This window comes from Streptomyces cylindrosporus, from assembly GCF_022698165.1.
GTDB classification, from domain to species: domain Bacteria; phylum Actinomycetota; class Actinomycetes; order Streptomycetales; family Streptomycetaceae; genus Streptomyces; species Streptomyces cylindrosporus.
Genome location: NZ_JALDAY010000001.1, coordinates 276,111 through 294,103, shown reverse-complemented (window position 1 = coordinate 294,103; position 17,993 = coordinate 276,111). Strand labels below are relative to the sequence as shown.

The window sequence follows — 17,993 nt, the reverse complement described above, 5'->3', positions numbered from 1 at the left end:
TGTCCAGCACGCGTGCGCGTACCTGCTCCGCCCTACTCCGCCTGCAGCACCAGCAGCGCCAGGTCGTCCTCCGGCGGCCTGCCGCCGAACTCGTGGACCAGCCTCTTGATGCGCTCCGCGATCAGCTGGGCGCTCAGGCCCGCGCAGCCCGCGAGGGCGGTCGCCAGGCCGTCGGAGTCGTCGAACTGGCGGGAGCCGGAGCGGCGCTCGGTCACGCCGTCGGTGACGCAGAGGAGGGTCTCGCCGGGGAGCAGTTCGAAGGTCTCGCTGGTGTACGTCTCGTCCTCGATGACGCCGAGGAGGGTCTGCGGGCGGGCGGCCGTACGGACGGTCCCGTCGGGGCCCAGCAGCAGCGGCAGCGGGTGGCCCGCGGAGGCGAGGGTGACGCGGACGCCGCCCTCGAAGGGGGCGAGCTCGCCGTAGAGGAGGGAGAGGAAGCGGGTCTGCGGGCCGTCGCCGGGGGCGACCGGGTGGACCAGGGCGCGGGCCGCCGCGTCGGCGGCCTCCGTCGCGTCGTCGAGGAGGAGCCGGTTGAGGCGGTCGAGGACGTCGGCGACCCGGTAGCCCTCGCGCGCGAGCAGCCGCAGCCAGGGGCGCGCGAGCCCGATGACGACGGCGGCCTCGGGGCCCTTGCCCTGGACGTCGCCGACGGCGAAGCACCAGCGGCCGTCGCCGGCCGGGAAGAGGTCGTAGAAGTCGCCGCTGGGGCCGCCCTTGTCGCAGGGTTCGTGGACGAGCGCGCTGTGCACCCCGGGGATCTCGGCGACGGCGGTGGGCAGCAGGCCGCGCTGGAGGACCCGGCTGATGGTGGCCTGGCGGGCGTACTGGCGGGCCGCGCCGATTGCGAGGGCGACCCGGCGGCTGAGGTCCTCGACCAGGCCGGTGATCTCGTCGGGGAAGCGCAGCAGGCCGGAGCGGCCGATGACGAGCGTGCCGAGCGGACGGCCGCCCGCGATCAGCCGGTACGCGAGCGCGGTGCCGTGCGCGTCACGCAGGTCGAGCGCCTGACCGGGCCAGGGGTACGGCACCGGTCCGCTCCGTAAGCCGTCCCTCGGGTGGGGCGGGTCCTTCTCCAGGGCCCGGCGCAGCTGCTCGATGCGGTTCTCGCTGCCGTGCCAGACGCGGGCGAGGCGCGGCCCCGTACCGCCCGTCCCGTCGGCCGCCCAGCCGCCCGCGCTGTCGCTGCCGCCCGAGCCCCAGCGGCCCATGACCTCGTCCTCCAGCCAGACGGCGCACCAGTCGGCGAGCCGGGGGACGATCAGCTGGCCGGCGAGCGCGGCGACGAGGTTCTCGTCGAGCTGGCCGGCGAGCAGGTCGGAGGCCTCGGCGAGGAAGGAGAGGGCGCCCCGGTCGAGCCAGTCGCGGTCGCGCTCGGGGCGGCCGGGCTCCGGGGCGAGGAACCCGGCGACGTCCAGGCCGCGTTCGCGTGCCTGCCCGCTGTCGTACGCCGTTGTCTCGTCCTCTTCCGTGCGCTCCCCGCCCTCCTCGTCCTCGTGGGACAGCCGCGCCCACACCGTCTTGGCGCCCTTGCGATAGGTGACGCCCCAGGATTCGGCGAGCGTGGCGACCAGGCGCAGTCCGCGGCCGTACTCCGGTGTCTCGTACGGTGATTCGGCGTCCGAGTCGCGGGGCGCGCGGGAGGGATGGCGGTCGCACACCTCCAGGACGAGTGCGCCGGTCGGCTCCTCCAGCCGGCACACCACCTCGACGTCGGTGCCCGCGTGCACGACGGCGTTGGTGACGAGCTCGCTTGCGACGAGTACGGCGTCGTCGGCCAGGCCGTCGGTGAGGTGCTCGGTGCCGGGCAGGCCCAGGCGGGCCCAGTCGGTGAAGGCGGTGCGCAGGAGCGTGCGGGCGGACCCGGGCGCGGCAGGGCTTCCGGGCAGCGTCGCGTGCGCCCGCGCACGCGGGTTCGCGGGGCCGTGCGGGAGCGCGTGCAGGTGCGCGGGCGCGTCGGAGACACGGCGAGCGGTCTCCCGTTGCGTCGGAATGGCCCCCATCGACAGCTCCCCGAGCGGTTCGGACGATTACGCCTCAAGTGATGCCGACAGAGTGACAGACTGGCCACGCCCATAAGCGCCGAGTTACCGAAGTGGGCCGCCATGAGTGAGAACAGTGCTACGCGTGTGCTCGAAGACGGACAAAAACCGGAACAAGTCCGAGCATCGGAGCTGCGCCCGCTGCTCGCCGCGATGACCGCGGCTCGGGACGGCGACTTCACGAAGGTTCCGGAGACGGGCCACGGGATCGTGGCCGAGCTGACGGCCGTCTTCAACCAGATCACCGACCGCAACACCCACTTCAACACGGAAGTGCAGCGCGTCAAGCGGGAGTTGGTCCGGCACGGGCGGCTCGACGAGCGGCTCGCGGCGAGCCCGGGACAGGGCGCGTGGACGGCCCGTGTCAACGATGTCAACCAGCTGCTCGACGCCCTGGTGGCCCCGGCGGCGAACGCGACGCGGGTGCTGGACGCGGTGGCGGGCGGCGATCTGACCCAGCGGGTCGACCTGCACGACGGCAACCGGCAGTTGCGCGGTGATCTGCGCCGGCTCGGCCGGGCCGTGAACAAGATGGTCGATCAGTTGTCGCTGTTCACCGGCGAGGTGACCCGGGTCGCGCGCGAGGTGGGCACGGAGGGGCGGCTCGGCGGGCGGGCCAAGGTGCAGGGTCTGTCCGGGAGTTGGCGGGATGTGACCGAGGCGGTCAACACCATGGCGTCCCGGCTGACCGCACAGGTGCGGGACATCGCGCTGGTGACGACGGCGGTGGCGCGCGGAGACCTGACCCGTACGGTGACGGTCGAGGCAACCGGCGAGCTGCTCGAACTGAAGCTCACCGTGAACACGATGGTCGACCAGTTGTCCGCCTTCGCCGACGAGGTGACGCGGGTGGCCCGCGAGGTCGGCACGGAGGGTCAGCTGGGCGGTCGGGCCCAGGTGCGAGGTGTGTCGGGGGTCTGGAAGGACCTGACCGACAACGTCAACTTCATGGCCTCGAACCTGACTTCACAGGTGCGCAACATCGCCCAGGTGACCACGGCGGTGGCCAACGGCGACCTGTCGCAGAAAATCACCGTCGACGCCCAGGGCGAGATCCTGGAGCTGAAGTCGACCATCAACACGATGGTGGACCAGCTCTCCGCCTTCGCCGACGAGGTGACGAGGGTCGCCCGCGAGGTCGGCACCGAGGGGAACCTGGGCGGGCGCGCCCAGGTGCGGGGCGTCTCCGGCGTTTGGAAGGACCTCACCGACAACGTCAACTTCATGGCGGACAACCTGACTTCGCAAGTCCGCAACATCGCGCTCGTCTCCACGGCCGTCGCCCAGGGCGACCTCGGCAAGAAGATCACGGTGGAGGCGAAGGGCGAGATCCTGGAGCTGAAGTCCACGATCAACACGATGGTGGACCAGCTCTCCGCCTTCGCGGACGAGGTGACCCGTGTCGCCCGCGAGGTCGGCACCGAGGGAAACCTCGGCGGCCAGGCGCAGGTGCGGGGTGTGAGTGGCGTCTGGAAGGACCTCACGGACAACGTCAACTTCATGGCGCTGAACCTGACTTCGCAGGTACGGAACATCGCGCAGGTGACCACGGCGGTGGCCAACGGCGACCTGTCGAAGAAGATCACCGTCGACGCGCGCGGCGAGATCCTGGAGCTGAAGGACACCGTCAACACGATGGTGGAGCAGCTGCGCGCCTTCGCCGACGAGGTGACCCGGGTCGCCCGCGAGGTCGGCACCGACGGCCGGCTGGGCGGCCGGGCCCAGGTGCTCGGCGTCTCCGGGGTGTGGCGGGACCTGACCGACAACGTCAACTACATGGCGGACAACCTGACTTCACAGGTGCGGAACATCGCCCAGGTGACCACGGCGGTGGCCAACGGCGACCTCTCCAAGAAGATCGACGTGGACGCGCGCGGCGAGATCCTGGAGCTGAAGACCGCCATCAACACCATGGTCGACACGCTGTCCTCCTTCTCCTCGGAAGTGACGCGGGTCGCCCGCGAGGTGGGCTCCGAGGGCCAACTCGGCGGCCAGGCACGGGTGGAGGGCGTGTACGGCACCTGGAAGCGCCTGACGACGAACGTGAACGAACTCGCCTCCAACCTGACCACCCAGGTCCGCGCGATCGCCGAGGTGGCCTCCGCGGTGGCGCAGGGCGACATGTCCCGCTCGATCACGGTGGAGACCCAGGGCGAGGTCGCCGAGCTGAAGGACAACATCAACCTGATGGTGGCCAACCTCCGCGAGACCACCCGCGCGAAGGACTGGCTGGAGTCCAACCTGGCCCGGCTGGCCGCCCTGATGCAGGGCCACCGCGACCTGATGGAGGTCGCCGACCTGATCCTGCGCGAGCTGACCCCGCTGGTGAACGCCCAGTACGGCGCGTTCTTCCTGGCCGACCCGGACGAGGACGGCGCGTCCATCCGAGCGACCGTTCCCACGAAGGGACTGGCGTTCATCGCCGGCTACGGCTCGGCCCAGGGGGCGACCGTCGAGACCGGCGGTCTGCCGGTGCACGGCCTGGTCCGGCAGGCGGCCCGGGAGAAGAAGCGGATCCTCGTCGAGGAGGCCCCGCCGGACTACATCAAGATCAACAGCGGTCTGGGAGAAGCGGCGCCCACCAGTGTCGTCATCATCCCGATCCTCTTCGAGGACAAGCTCCTCGGCGTCATCGAACTGGCCTCCTTCTCCCGCTTCTCCGACGTCCACCTGGCCTTCTTCGACCAGTTCGTGAACACCATCGGCGTCGCGATCAACACCATCATCGCCAACTCCCGCACCGAGTCCCTGCTCGGCGAATCGCAGCGGCTGGCCATGCAGTTGCAGGAGCGCTCGGACGAACTTCAGAAGCAGCAGGCGGAGTTGCAGCGCTCCAACGCCGAACTGGAGGAGAAGGCGGCCCTGTTGGCCACCAGCTCCCAGTACAAGTCCGAGTTCCTGGCGAACATGTCGCACGAGCTGCGCACCCCGCTCAACTCCCTGCTGATCCTGGCCCGGCTGCTCTCCGACAACCCGGACGGCCATCTCACCGACCAGGAGGTCCAGTTCGCGACCACGATCCACCGCTCCGGCTCCGACCTGCTCCAGCTGATCAACGACATCCTGGACCTGTCGAAGATCGAGGCGGGCCGGATGGACGTACGCCCGAAGAAGCTGCCGCTGATCAAGCTGCTCGACTACGTGCACGCCACCTTCCGCCCGCTCACCCTCGACCGGGGGCTCGCCTTCGACGTGGCGGTCGGCGAGGACGTGCCGCGCGAGATGTACTCCGACGAGCAGCGCCTCCAGCAGATCCTGCGCAACCTGCTGTCCAACGCGATCAAGTTCACCGCGACCGGCCGGGTGGAGCTGCGCGTCAACCGGCTCGTCGACGCCGAGCGGCGCTACGTCCGGGACAGTGACGAGGTCATCGCGTTCGCCGTCACCGACACCGGCATCGGCATCGCGGCCGAGAAACTCCCGGTGATCTTCGAGGCGTTCCAGCAGGCCGACGGCACCACCAACCGCAAGTACGGCGGTACCGGCCTGGGCCTGTCCATCAGCCGCGAGATCGCGGGCCTGCTGGGCGGCCGTATCGTCGCCGAGAGCGAACCCGGCAAGGGCTCCACGTTCACGCTGTACGTCCCCGTCGTCAGCCCCGGCCACTCGGCGACCGGTCCGGTGCCCGAGGACCGTCCGGTGCCGGTGCCGGAGCAGCGGTCGGCCGAGTCGTACCCGGCGGCCACGCACGACGTGGACGACTCCTGGCCGGCCCCGACCAAGCTGGAGGCGTGGAAGTCCGGGCGGGCCGGCCAAGTGCTGCCCGGGCGGCGGGTGTTGATCGTCGACGACGACATCCGCAACGTCTTCGCCCTCACCCATGTCCTCGGCCGCGTCGGCATGCCGGTCCTGTACGCGGAGAACGGCCGCGAGGGCATCGAGACCCTGGAGCGCAACCCGGACGTCGAACTCGTCCTGATGGACATCATGATGCCGGAGATGGACGGTTACGAGACCATCGCCGCCATCCGCCGCACCCCCCGCTGGACCGGTCTGCCGATCGTCGCGCTCACCGCGAAGGCGATGCCGGGCGACCGGGAGAAGTCCATCGCCCGGGGTGCCAACGACTACGTACCGAAGCCGGTGGACGTCGACCAGCTGCTGACCGTCGTGTGCGCGCTGCTCGATCCGGAGAGCGCGGCTCACGGGGACCAGGCGGACGTCGAGGCGACGGCGGCGCCGACGCCCGAAACTGAATGAGGCACAGTCACCATGAGCGCTGAGGCAACGACCGACGAGCGTGCCAGCATCCTCCTCGTCGACGACATGGAGGACAACCTGATCGCGCTGGAGGCCGTCCTGGGGTCCCTCAACGAGCCGCTCGTACGCGCGCGTTCGGGCGAGGAGGCGATGAAGGCACTGCTGCGGCAGCAGTTCGCCCTGGTCCTCCTCGATGTGCGCATGCCGGGCATGGACGGCTTCGAGACGGCCGCGAACATCAAGCGGCTCGACCAGACCAAGGACGTCCCGATCATCTTCCTGACCGGCGCGGAGGACGACTCCGGCTACGCCTTCCGCGGCTACGCCACCGGCGCCGCCGACTATCTGACCAAGCCCTTCGATCCCTGGGTGCTACGCGCGAAGGTGACCGTGTTCCTGGACCTGCACCGCAAGAACCAGCAACTGGAACGCCTGCTGGCCCAGCAACAGGCGGACTACGGGGAGGTGAGCGCGAAACTAGCCGGCCTGGAGGAACAACTCGACGCCGACGAGCCCCCGGACCTGGACACCTTGCGAGACCGGATCCGGGAACTACGCCAACTCCTCGACAGGGGACGCCCGTAGAGGGCTGTTACGCCTCCCGCGTGCCCGCGTACATCTCGTCGATCAGGTGCTTGTACTCCCGCTCCACCACCGGGCGCTTCAGCTTCAGGCTCGGGGTGATCTCGCCGTGTTCGACGTCGAGGTCGCGGGGCAGGAGGCGGAACTTCTTGATGGTCTGCCACTTCTGCAGGCCCTCGTTGAGCTCCTTGACGTACGCCTCGACCATCGAGACGGTGGCCGGCGCCGCGACGATCTCCGCGTACGACCTGCCCTCAAGGCCGTTCTCCTTGGCCCACTCCAGGATGGAGGGCTCGTCCAGGGCGATGAGCGCCGTGCAGAAGTTCCGGTCGGCGCCGTGCACCAGGATGTTGGAGACGTACGGGCACACCGCCTTGAACTGGCCCTCGACCTCGGCGGGCGCGATGTACTTGCCGCCCGAGGTCTTGATGAGGTCCTTCTTGCGGTCGGTGATCCGCAGATAGCCGTCGGGCGAGAGCTCGCCGATGTCGCCGGTGTGGAACCAGCCGTCGGCCTCCAGCACCTCGGCGGTCTTCTCCGGCAGCCCGTGGTAGCCCTGCATGATGCCGGGGCTGCGCAGCAGGATCTCGCCGTCGTCCGCGATGCGCACCTCCGTGCCGGGCAGCGGCTTGCCGACCGTGCCGGTGCGGTAGGCCTCGCCGGGGTTGACGAAGGAGGCCGCGGAGGACTCCGTGAGCCCGTAACCCTCCAGGATGTGGATGCCGGCGCCGGAGAAGAAGTAGCCGATCTCCGGGGCGAGCGCGGCCGAACCCGACACGCAGGCCCGCAGGTTGCCGCCGAACGCCTCGCGGATCTTGGCGTACACCAGCGCGTCGGCCGTCTTGTGCTTGGCGGCGAGCCCGAACGGCACGGACGCCGTCCCGGTGCGCCGGAAGTTGTCCTGGCTGACCTTGGCGTACTCGCGGGCGACCCCCGCGGCCCACTGGAAGATCTTGTACTTGGCGCCGCCGCCCGCCCGGGCCTTCGCCGCGACCCCGTTGTAGACCTTCTCGAAGATGCGCGGGACGGCCGCCATGTACGTCGGCTGCACGACCGGTAGGTTCTCGATGATCTTGTCGACACGGCCGTCGACGGCGGTGACGTGACCGACCTCGATCTGGCCGGAGGTGAGCACCTTGCCGAAGACGTGCGCGAGCGGCAGCCACAGGTACTGCACGTCCTCGGCGCTGATCAGCCCGGTCGCGGCGATCGACTTCGCCATGTACGACCAGCTGTCGTGCGCGAGCCGGACGCCCTTGGGCCGGCCCGTGGTGCCGGAGGTGTAGATCAGGGTGGCCAGCTGGTCCTTGGTGATCGCGCCGACCCGCTCCTTGACCAGCTCGGGGTCCTTCTCCAGGCGCGCGGCGCCCCGGGCCTCCAGCTCGGCGAGGGTGAGGATCCAGTCGCCCGTCTCGACGCCGGCCCCGTCGATCACGACCACGTGGGTGAGGGCGGGCAGCTCGCCGCGCTTCTCGACCGCCTTGGCCAGCTGCGCCGCGTCCTCGGCGATCAGCACCCGGCTCTCGGAGTCGGAGAGGATGAAGGCCGACTCGTCGGCGTTGGTCTGCGGGTAGACCGTGGTGGTCGCGGCGCCCGCGCACATGATGCCGAGGTCGGCGAGGATCCAGTCGAGGCGCGTCGAGGAGGCGAGGGCGACACGCTGCTCGGGCTGCACGCCGAGCTCGATGAGACCGGCGGCGATCGCGAAGACCCGCTCGGCGGCCTGTCCCCAGGTCAGCGACTTCCAGGCGTCCGGCCCCTCACCCGAGGCCGACGGCACCGGGTAGCGGTACGCCTCGGCGTCCGGCGTGGCCGTCACGCGCTCCAGGAAGAGGTTCGCCACGCTCGGCGGACGGTTCTCGATCAGTGTCTGTGTGTCGCTCACGACATCCTCCGGGGCCCGCGGCAGTGCGGCTGACTCAATTGCGGCTGGCTTCACGCAGTAGCGTTTGTTTAACTCGCGAGTAACTATCGAGCAGAGATCAGACTAGAGCCCGACCGGCCGGTTCGTAAGGGCTCTCGGCCTGTCACTTCGTACAGAGAGCGACGCTACGCACGCGTAGGGGCCCGTCGCTCTTTCGCACGACGGACCCCCGTTCTGCCCGGTTTGGACCGTAACCGGCTGTAACCCGCGGTTACTTCTTGCCCTTGCCCGACCCCGCGCTGTCATCGCTGGAGAGCACCGCGATGAAGGCCTCCTGCGGAACCTCCACGGAACCCACCATCTTCATCCGCTTCTTGCCCTCCTTCTGCTTCTCCAGCAGCTTCCGCTTACGGGAGATGTCACCGCCGTAGCACTTGGCGAGGACGTCCTTGCGGATGGCGCGGATGGTCTCGCGGGCGATCACCCGGGAGCCGATGGCGGCCTGGATGGGCACCTCGAAGGCCTGGCGCGGGATGAGCTCGCGCAGCTTGGCGACCAGCCGCACGCCGTACGCGTACGCCGCGTCCTTGTGCGTGATCGCCGAGAAGGCGTCGACCTTGTCGCCGTGCAGCAGGATGTCGACCTTGACCAGGGAGGACGTCTGCTCACCCGTGGGCTCGTAGTCCAGCGAGGCGTAACCGCGCGTCTTCGACTTCAGCTGGTCGAAGAAGTCGAAGACGATCTCCGCGAGCGGGAGGGTGTAGCGGATCTCGACGCGGTCCTCGGAGAGGTAGTCCATGCCGAGGAGGGTGCCGCGCCGGGTCTGGCACAGCTCCATGATCGAGCCGATGAACTCGGTGGGCGCGAGGATCGTGGCGCGCACGACCGGCTCGTACACCTCGTTGATCTTGCCCTCGGGGAACTCGCTCGGGTTGGTGACGGTGTGCTCGCTGCCGTCCTCCATCACGACCCGGTAGACCACGTTGGGCGCGGTGGCGATCAGGTCGAGGCCGAACTCGCGCTCCAGGCGCTCACGGATCACGTCGAGGTGCAGCAGCCCGAGGAAGCCGACCCGGAAACCGAACCCGAGTGCAGCGGAGGTCTCCGGCTCGTAGACGAGCGCGGCGTCGTTGAGCTGGAGCTTGTCGAGGGCCTCGCGCAGCTCGGGGTAGTCGGAGCCGTCCAGCGGATACAGGCCGGAGAAGACCATCGGCTTCGGGTCCTTGTACCCGCCGAGCGCCTCGGTCGCGCCCTTGGCCTGGCTGGTGACGGTGTCACCGACCTTGGACTGGCGGACGTCCTTCACACCGGTGATGAGATAGCCCACCTCACCGACGCCGAGGCCATCGGCACCGAGCATCTCGGGCGAGTTGGTCCCGATCTCCAGCAGCTCGTGCGTGGCGCCGGTCGACATCATCTTGATGCGCTCGCGCTTGTTGAGCTGGCCGTCGATGACACGGACGTACGTCACGACACCGCGGTAGGAGTCGTAGACCGAGTCGAAGATCATCGCGCGCGCGGGCGCGTCGGCGACGCCGACGGGCGCCGGGATCTCCCTGACCACCTTGTCGAGCAGCGCGTCGACGCCGACACCGGTCTTGGCGGAGACCCGCAGCACGTCCTCGGGGTCGCACCCGACCAGGTTGGCGAGCTCCTCGGAGAACTTTTCGGGCTGCGCGGCCGGCAGGTCGATCTTGTTCAGTACGGGGATGATCGTGAGGTCGTTCTCCATCGCCAGGTAGAGGTTGGCGAGGGTCTGGGCCTCGATGCCCTGGGCGGCGTCGACGAGGAGGATGGTCCCCTCGCAGGCGGCGAGCGACCGCGAGACCTCGTAGGTGAAGTCGACGTGCCCCGGGGTGTCGATCATGTTGAGGATGTGCGTATTGCTCTTGTCGTGGCTCGGAGCCCACGGCAAACGCACCGCCTGGGACTTGATCGTGATGCCGCGCTCGCGCTCGATGTCCATCCGGTCGAGGTACTGAGCACGCATCTGCCGCTGCTCGACGACGCCGGTCAGCTGGAGCATCCGGTCGGCGAGCGTGGACTTGCCGTGGTCGATGTGCGCGATGATGCAGAAATTGCGGATCAGAGCCGGGTCGGTACGGCTCGGCTCGGGCACATTGTTAGGGGTCGCGGGCACGCAGGGTCCTGTCTCTTGAGGCGCCTTATGCCTCGGGTCGGATCGATACGTAGGCTCCATGGTCCCACGGGCGGCGACCGGAGACCGTTTTGGGCTGTCGGCCCGGCCACTGGTAGTCTGGGCAGCTGTGTCTCATGCCCTCTCAGCGCGAGGCACATCATCGAGAAACCAAACCTGAAAAGGCTCAATCAGTGGCGAACATCAAGTCCCAGATCAAGCGGATCAAGACCAACGAGAAGGCCCGGCTGCGCAACAAGGCCGTCAAGTCCTCCCTGAAGACCGCGATCCGCAAGGCCCGTGAGGCCGCTGCCGCGGGTGACGTCGAGAAGGCCACCGAGTACCAGCGCGCTGCCGCGCGTCAGCTCGACAAGGCCGTCTCCAAGGGCGTCATCCACAAGAACCAGGCCGCCAACAAGAAGTCGGCGCTCGCTTCCAAGGTCGCGTCCCTCAAGGGCTGACACCTTTCTGATCTGACCGCCGGAGGGACTCGAGCGGGCCCTCTCTCATCCGCTCCCGTCCGGCACCCCAGAGCCTGTACGCGGCCTGCGTTCGCCACGCGGGTACGGGCTCGACATCGTGACCCGAAGGCCCCGGCGCCTCGCCCTTCCCCAGGGCGACCGCCGGGGCCTTCGGCGTGGGTGCCGCGGGTGGGTCACGCGGGGTGGGTGACGCAGGGTGGTGCTGCGGGGTGGGTGACGCAGGGTGGGTGCCGCGGGGTGGGTGCCGCGGGGTGGGTGACGGCATGCGGTGGACGCCGGCCTTGTGGGGCGGGCGCCGGCTCCGGTCGTCAGCCCGCGCAGGGTGGCGCGTCTCCGCGCTGGAGGCTTCGTACAGCTTGCACGCTGGAGGGGCTTCGCGTCCCTTGCAGGCGGCGCGCGCTCGACCGGTGAGGCTGCTCCCGCTCCCCCCTGCCCGTCACCGTCCTCTGGAGCGGGCCGCGCGTGCGATGGTCACGATCGCCTTCTCCAGTGCGTAGTCGGGGTCGTCCCCGCCGCCCTTGACGCCCGCGTCCGCCTCGGCGACCGCGCGCAGGGCCACCGAGACGCCGTCCGGTGTCCATCCCCTCATCTGCTGCCGCACCCGGTCGATCTTCCACGGCGGCATCCCGAGCTCCCGCGCGAGATCCGCGGGCCGGCCGCCGCGCGCGGACGACAGCTTGCCGATCGCCCGTACGCCCTGCGCGAGGGCGCTGGTGATCAGCACGGGTGCCACACCGGTGGACAGCGCCCAGCGCAGCGCCTCCAGCGCCTCGGCGGCCCGCCCTTCCACCGCCCGGTCGGCGACCTCGAAGCTCGACGCCTCGGCCCGTCCGGTGTAGTACCGCCCGACGACCGTCTCGTCGATGGTCCCCTCGACGTCGGCGACCAGCTGGGACACGGCGGACGCCAGCTCCCGCAGATCGCTGCCGATGGCGTCGACGAGCGACTGACAGGCCTCGGGCGTCGCCGATCTCCCGGCCGCCCTGAACTCCCCGCGCACGAAGGCCAGCCGGTCCGCCGGCTTGGTCATCTTCGGACAGGCGACCTCCCGGGCGCCCGCCTTCCGGGCCGCGTCGAGCAGCCCCTTGCCCTTCACTCCTCCCGCGTGCAGCAGCACGAGCGTGATCTCCTCGGCGGGTGCCGAGAGATACGCCTTCACGTCCTTCACGGTGTCGGCCGAAAGATCCTGCGCATTGCGTACGACCACGACCTTGCGCTCCGCGAAGAGCGAGGGACTGGTCAGCTCGGCGAGGGTGCCGGGCTGCAACTGGTCCGGGGTGAGGTCACGTACGTCCGTGTCGGCGTCGGCGGCCCTGGCGGCGGCCACCACCTCCTGCACGGCACGGTCGAGCAGGAGATCTTCCTGGCCCACGGCAAGCGTCACCGAGGCGAGAGGGTCGTCGTTAGCAGTCTTCCTGGCCATCGGGTAAAGCATGGCACGGGCCACTGACAACGGGCTCCGGCCGCCGCCCCTACGGCTCCTCCCGCCAGCCGTCCCACTCGCCGGCGAACTCGTCCAACGCCGCCGGGTCCAGCCGCTCGTCCTCGTCGCGCAGCACGACCAGCCACTGCGCGTCCTCGGCGTCGTCCTCCCCGGCCAGCGCGTCCCGCACGAGCTGCGGCTCCTCCGCCAGCCCGAACCGCTCCCTGACCGCCTCGGCCGCCTCCTCCGCGGCGTCACGGTCGGGCAGCACCAGCACATGTCTCACATCGCTCACGGCAGCCATTGTCCGGCACGATCGGGTGCCCTCCCGCAGGCCACGGGAGGGCTTCGCCGGTCACCCCTTGCGCACGATCTGCACGTCGAGGTCGACCCGAATGCTCGGCCCCACCACGGCTATCCCCCGCGCCAGCATCGTCTGCCAGCTCACGGTGAAGTCGTCCCGGTGCAGCTCCGTCGTGGCCCGGCAGGCCGCCCGCACCTCGCCCTCCATGCCGTTGCCGAGCCCGAGGTACTCCGTGTCGAGCGTGACCGTCCGCGTCACCCCGTGCAGCGACAGCGCCCCGGTGACCGCCCACCGGTTCCCGCCCTTGTGCACGAACCGCTCGCTGTAGAACTCCAGCGTCGGAAACCGCGCCACGTCCAGGAAGTCGGCGGACCGCAGATGGTCGTCCCGCATCCTGACGTTCGTGTCGATGGACGCCGCGTCGATCACCACATGCATCGCCGACCGCTCCACCGGCTCCGCGATCCGCACGGCCCCGGCGAACGAGTTGAACCGCCCGTGGATCCGCGCCAGCCCGATGTGCCGCGCGGTGAAGGCGATCGAGGAGTGCGTCGCCTCGATCTCCCAGTCCCCCACCGCCGGCAACTCCGGCGGCCGCGCCACCTGAAGCGTCACGTCCCCCAGCGAGGCGAGCGAGTTCTCCCCGACGGTCGCACTGGCCCGGTACGGCGTGTACCCCTCGGCGGACACCGCGAGCCGGTACTCGCCCGCCGGCACCGTCGTCACGAACGATCCGAAGGGATCCGTCTCCCCGCCGACCACCTTGCGCCCCATGGCGTCGCTGACGGCGAACTCCGCGTGCGTCACCGGCTCGTTGACCGGGTCCAGCACCCGGCAGCTCAGCACCCCGGCACTCGGCGGGGTCTGCACCGCCGCCAGGGGACTCGTCCGTTGCACCCTGTTCGTTCGGTTTCCCAGCCAGCGGCCGAACATCCGGTCACCCCTGTGCGCCTCGAATCACCTGTTACCGAAGAGACATTCGATCACTGTTGAGGCTTTCGAGGCAACACGGCCGGGCTACGCACGAGTAGCTACGACTGGTCCCTGCTGATCCCGATCAGTCACCCCTGGCAGGATTTCGCACAGTCGGCACACAGTCGAGCTCGACCCCGAACCTTTCCCGGTAGACCGCCAGCACCTCCTCGTCCGTTCCCAACTCCCGCTCCGTACGCGCCCCGTCCGCGGCCGTCTCCTTGAACGTCCGCCCGCTGAGCGTGATCCTCCCTCCGTCCTCCGTGACCCTGGAGCACACCAGGGACTGCGTGAAGTGCGAGGCGGGCGAGGTGCTGTGCCACCAGGCCCCGGCCACGAAGTCGGGGAGCACCCGCGGCCGCAGCTCCAGCCGGTACTGCGGCCGGCCGTCCAGGAGCACGTCCAGGTCCGGCCCCGCCTCGACGATCCGGAACCTCCCCACGGGATCCTCCTGCTCGCCCCGCTCCCCGAACCCCAGCGGGTAGTGGCTGTTCGCCCCGAACCCGACGTCGGCCAGCCACTCGCCCCCGTCCACCGTCCGCACCAGCAGCGCCAGATGGTCGTACGGGATCCCGAGCCGTCCCCCGTCGCCGTGCACCCGCGCCGCGAGCGGAGTCACCTCGAACCCGAGCGCGCCGAGCAACATCCCGAACGCGCCGTTGAGTTCGTAGCAGAACCCGCCCCGCCGTGCCCCGACCACCTTGTCCAGCAGCCGCTTCTCCTCCAGCACGATCTCCTCACCGAGGTGGACGGACAGGTTCTCGAACGGCACGGCGTGCAGATGGCGCAGGTGCAGCTCTCGCAGTACGTCGGCGGTGGGGGTGGTGGGCCGGTCCCCGGGCTCGATCCCCAGACGGCGGAGGTAGGCGTCGACCTGTGTGGTGTCCATGCCCTCAGTCTCGCGCCACCTCCAGCTCTGCGCCTGCCCCCGTGACGGCCAGCGCCCCGTCCAGATCCGTCCGCAGCACCACCGCGCCAACGGCCCGCAGCGCCGCGACCGTACTGGGAGCCGGGTGCCCGTACGGGTTGTCCTCCCCGCAACTGATCAGCGCGAGCCGCGGCGCCACCCTCCGTATCAGCTCCGGATCCTGGTACGCGGACCCGTGATGGGCGACCTTGAGCACATCCACCCCGCCCAGCAACGCACTCTGGGGCGACCTCAACAGCTCTTGCTGGGCCGGGGGTTCGAGGTCCCCCAGCAGCAGGAGCCGCAGCCCGCCGGAACGGACCAGCATCGCCACACTGGCGTCGTTCGGCCCGTCCGGCTCCAGTACCGGACGCGACGGCGGCCACAGCACCTGCCAGGCCAGCGATCCGGTCCGCCGCTGCTCCCCGGCGACGGCACGGGTGACCGGAATGTGCCGAGCCGCCGCCTCCCTCCGTACGAACTCGACCTGGTCCTCCGGCTCTTCGAGCCCCGTCGTCTCGATCGCCCCCACCGAACGGCCCCGCAACACCCCGGGTAGCCCCGCCACATGATCGGCGTGAAAGTGGGTGAGCACGACGAGCGGAATCCGGGTGATGCCGAGCGTGCGCAGACAGTGGTCGACGAGCGTCGGATCGGGCCCGGCGTCCACGACCACACCACTGCCGTCCCCCGCCGCGAGCACCGTCGCGTCACCCTGCCCGACATCGCACATCGCGAACCGCCAACCAGGAGGCGGCCATCCCGTGACCACCCTGACCAGAGGCGCCGGCTGCACGACGACGAGCACCAGCAGCACTCCGCACGCCCCGCACACCCACGGATGTCTCAGCAACCGCCGCCCCGCGAACACGACAGCCACCGTGACGACAGCGAGCAGCAACGCCCCGGCCCAGCTCCCCGGCCAGTCCACTCCCCCTCCCGGCAGCGCGGCCCCCGTCCGGGCGATGCCCGCGATCCAGCCCGCCGGCCAACTCGCGCACCAGGCAAGTCCCTTGGCGACCGGCATCAGCAGGGGCGCCGTCGCCAGCGCGGCGAATCCCAGCACGGTGGCCGGCGCGACCGCGATCTCCGCGAGCAGATTGCAGGGCACCGCCACCAGGCTCACCCGCGCCGACAGCACGGCGACGACCGGCGCGCACAGGGCCTGCGCCGCGGCGGCGGCCGCCAGCCCCTCGGCCAGCCGCGGCGGAACCCGACGCCGCCGCAACGCCTCGCTCCAGCGCGGCGCCAGCGTGAGCAGGGCGCCGGTGGCCAGCACGGACAGCACGAAGCCGTAACTCCGGGCCAGCCACGGGTCGTACAGCACCAGCAGCAGTACGGCCGTCGCCAGCGCCGGGATCAGCGACCTGCGGCGTCCGGTCGCCAGGGCCAACAGCACGACGGCACCGCAGGCCGCGGCCCGCAGCACGCTCGGGTCCGGCCGGCACACGACGACGAAGCCGAGGGTGAGGACGCCGCCGAGCAGCGCGGTCGTGCGCAACGAGATGCCGAGCCGGGGCGCGAGCCCTCGGCGCTCGACCAATTGCGCCATGCCCGGTGGTCCGATGAGCAGGGCGAGGATGATGGTGAGGTTGCTGCCGGACACGGCGAGCGTGTGTGCGAGGTCGGTCTCCTTGAAGGCCTCGTCCAGCTCCGGGGTGATCCGCGAGGTGTCCCCGACGACAAGCCCAGGCAGCAACGCCCGCGCGTCCCCCGGCAACCCGTCGGTCGCCTCCCGCAACGCCGCCCGCAACCGCCCGGCGAACCGCTGCGCCCCCGACGGCCCACCCACAACCTCCGGCACCCCCTGCCCCCGCACCCGCAACACCCCGGCGATCCGATCACCCCCCACGGCAGCGGGCACAACCCGAGCGACGACCCGCACCCGCGTGGAGGGCAGGAGGCCGAGCCAGGGAGAAGGGGGTGGGCCGTCGGCGGAGGGGCCCTCGGCATCGGCGAGGGGACGCTCGCCCTTGACGGAGGCAGGCATCTCGGTGTCGGTGAAGGGGCGCCCGCCCTCGGCTACGGAGGGGTTCTCGGCGCCGGTAGAGGGTCGCTCGCCCTTGACGGAGACCGGCTTGCCGACGTCCACGAGCATCAGCACCGGGGCCCGCGTCCTCACCACCGTCCCGTCCGCCTCCTCGACCCGCCGCACCTCCCCCTCGACCAGCACGGCCGCCGGAGCGGCATGGTCCCCTCTGACCCGGGGCTTGGTGAGCCGTGGATCGGAAGACACCTCGACCTCGGCGGTCACGGTGGCATACCGCCGCGCCAACTCCGGCACGGGGCCACGCCGTACGTCGGCCCCGTGCAACCCCGCGGAGACGGCAGCCGCGGCGACACAGAGCAGGACGCCGGCGACGGAGATGTGCGGCCAGGTGGGACGGGGGGAGGGGTCGCGGGGTCGGGTGGCGCGGGGTGAAGCGGCACCGGGCGAGGCGACGGGGAGCCGGGGGGCACGGGACGAGGCTGCACGAGATCGGCTGGCATGGGGCGAGTCGGCTCGGAGCTGGGTGGTAGGGGGTGAGTGGACTCCGGGCTGAGTGGCATGAGGCGAGTCGGCTCGGGCCCAAGTGGCAAGCGCCGGTCGATGCGAGGGCTTTCCCGTCCGTCCGCGGCTTCCCCCTCGTCTCCCGGCGAGCAGCAGCGCCCCGGCCACTGCAAGACACACCACGACAACGCCAGTCACCCACCCAGGCGTCGCATCCAGCATCAACGCCGCCGTCCCCCAAGCGGCCAGCGCCGGCGGCACGAGCCGCAGGTCCGTCGGCCCCTCCTGCCGGGGATTGGCCGCGCCAAGCCGTCCCTGGGCGGCGGCGTGCACGGCCGCCCGTCGGGGTGCGGGGCCGGGGTTGTCCCTTGCCGGAGGGACGGGGGTGCCGCCTGCCGAGGGGATGGGGGTGCCGCCTGCTGCGAGGTGTGCGTCGCCACCCGCCGCGACGTCAGGGATGACGCGTGCCGAGGGTCCAGGAGCACCACCCGCCGCCAGGCCCGCATCGCCACCCGCCACGAGATCAGCAACACCACCCACCGAGAGACCAGGAGCACCACCCGCCGCCAGGCCCGCACCGCCACCGCCCACG

11 protein-coding genes are annotated in these 17,993 nt (G+C 70.6%); 3 read left to right on the top strand and 8 right to left on the bottom strand.

Translation table 11 applies throughout. The features are described 5' to 3' along the window. Positions 1-32: 32 nt before the first annotated feature. On the bottom strand, positions 33-2,000 hold the full coding sequence (locus MQP27_RS01225) for an ATP-binding SpoIIE family protein phosphatase (RefSeq protein WP_242759403.1): 1,968 nt from the start codon (positions 1,998-2,000) through the stop codon (positions 33-35). A 102-nt stretch (positions 2,001-2,102) separates the two neighbouring features. Here MQP27_RS01225 and MQP27_RS01220 point away from each other — a divergent pair, with 102 nt between their 5' ends. Both MQP27_RS01220 and MQP27_RS01215 read left to right on the top strand, forming a co-directional pair. After that, entirely contained in the window at positions 2,103-6,239 is a 4,137-nt protein-coding gene (locus MQP27_RS01220; RefSeq protein ID WP_242759400.1) for a HAMP domain-containing protein, read from the top strand. 12 nt (positions 6,240-6,251) lie between these two features. Beyond that, positions 6,252-6,824 carry a response regulator gene (locus tag MQP27_RS01215; RefSeq protein WP_242759396.1) on the top strand — a complete coding sequence of 191 codons (573 nt, stop codon included), beginning with the start codon at positions 6,252-6,254 and terminating at the stop codon, positions 6,822-6,824. Positions 6,825-6,831: 7 nt separating this feature from the next. On the opposite strand, the gene MQP27_RS01210 is transcribed toward MQP27_RS01215, so the two are convergent. Next, the gene (locus MQP27_RS01210; protein WP_242759394.1) at positions 6,832-8,706 is read right to left on the bottom strand and encodes an AMP-dependent synthetase/ligase; all 1,875 of its coding nucleotides are present in this window, start codon (positions 8,704-8,706) and stop codon (positions 6,832-6,834) included. 250 nt (positions 8,707-8,956) lie between these two features. Then, complete coding sequence (lepA, locus tag MQP27_RS01205) at positions 8,957-10,825, bottom strand: translation elongation factor 4 (RefSeq protein ID WP_242759392.1); 1,869 nt, start codon at positions 10,823-10,825, stop codon at positions 8,957-8,959. 191 nt (positions 10,826-11,016) lie between these two features. Between lepA and rpsT the strand changes: the two genes are divergently transcribed. Next, complete coding sequence (gene rpsT / locus MQP27_RS01200; RefSeq protein WP_015660447.1) at positions 11,017-11,283, top strand: 30S ribosomal protein S20; 267 nt, start codon at positions 11,017-11,019, stop codon at positions 11,281-11,283. A 457-nt stretch (positions 11,284-11,740) separates the two neighbouring features. On the opposite strand, the gene holA is transcribed toward rpsT, so the two are convergent. The 5 genes from holA to MQP27_RS01175 all read right to left on the bottom strand — a co-directional run bounded on the left by holA (position 11,741) and on the right by MQP27_RS01175 (position 17,734). Further along, positions 11,741-12,727 carry a DNA polymerase III subunit delta gene (holA, locus tag MQP27_RS01195; protein WP_242759383.1) on the bottom strand — a complete coding sequence of 329 codons (987 nt, stop codon included), beginning with the start codon at positions 12,725-12,727 and terminating at the stop codon, positions 11,741-11,743. Positions 12,728-12,776: 49 nt separating this feature from the next. Then, positions 12,777-13,022, bottom strand: a complete 246-nt coding sequence (locus MQP27_RS01190) for a hypothetical protein (protein WP_242759381.1) — start codon at positions 13,020-13,022, stop codon at positions 12,777-12,779. Between the two features lie 60 nt (positions 13,023-13,082). Further along, on the bottom strand, positions 13,083-13,964 hold the full coding sequence (locus MQP27_RS01185) for a YceI family protein (protein WP_242759373.1): 882 nt from the start codon (positions 13,962-13,964) through the stop codon (positions 13,083-13,085). A gap of 124 nt (positions 13,965-14,088) precedes the next feature. Beyond that, positions 14,089-14,892: an arylamine N-acetyltransferase family protein gene (locus MQP27_RS01180; protein ID WP_242759371.1), complete on the bottom strand. Its 804-nt coding sequence runs from the start codon at positions 14,890-14,892 to the stop codon at positions 14,089-14,091. 4 nt (positions 14,893-14,896) lie between these two features. After that, positions 14,897-17,734, bottom strand: coding sequence for a ComEC/Rec2 family competence protein (locus tag MQP27_RS01175; protein WP_242759369.1), 2,838 nt, complete (start codon positions 17,732-17,734; stop codon positions 14,897-14,899). Between the last annotated feature and the right edge of the window lie 259 nt (positions 17,735-17,993).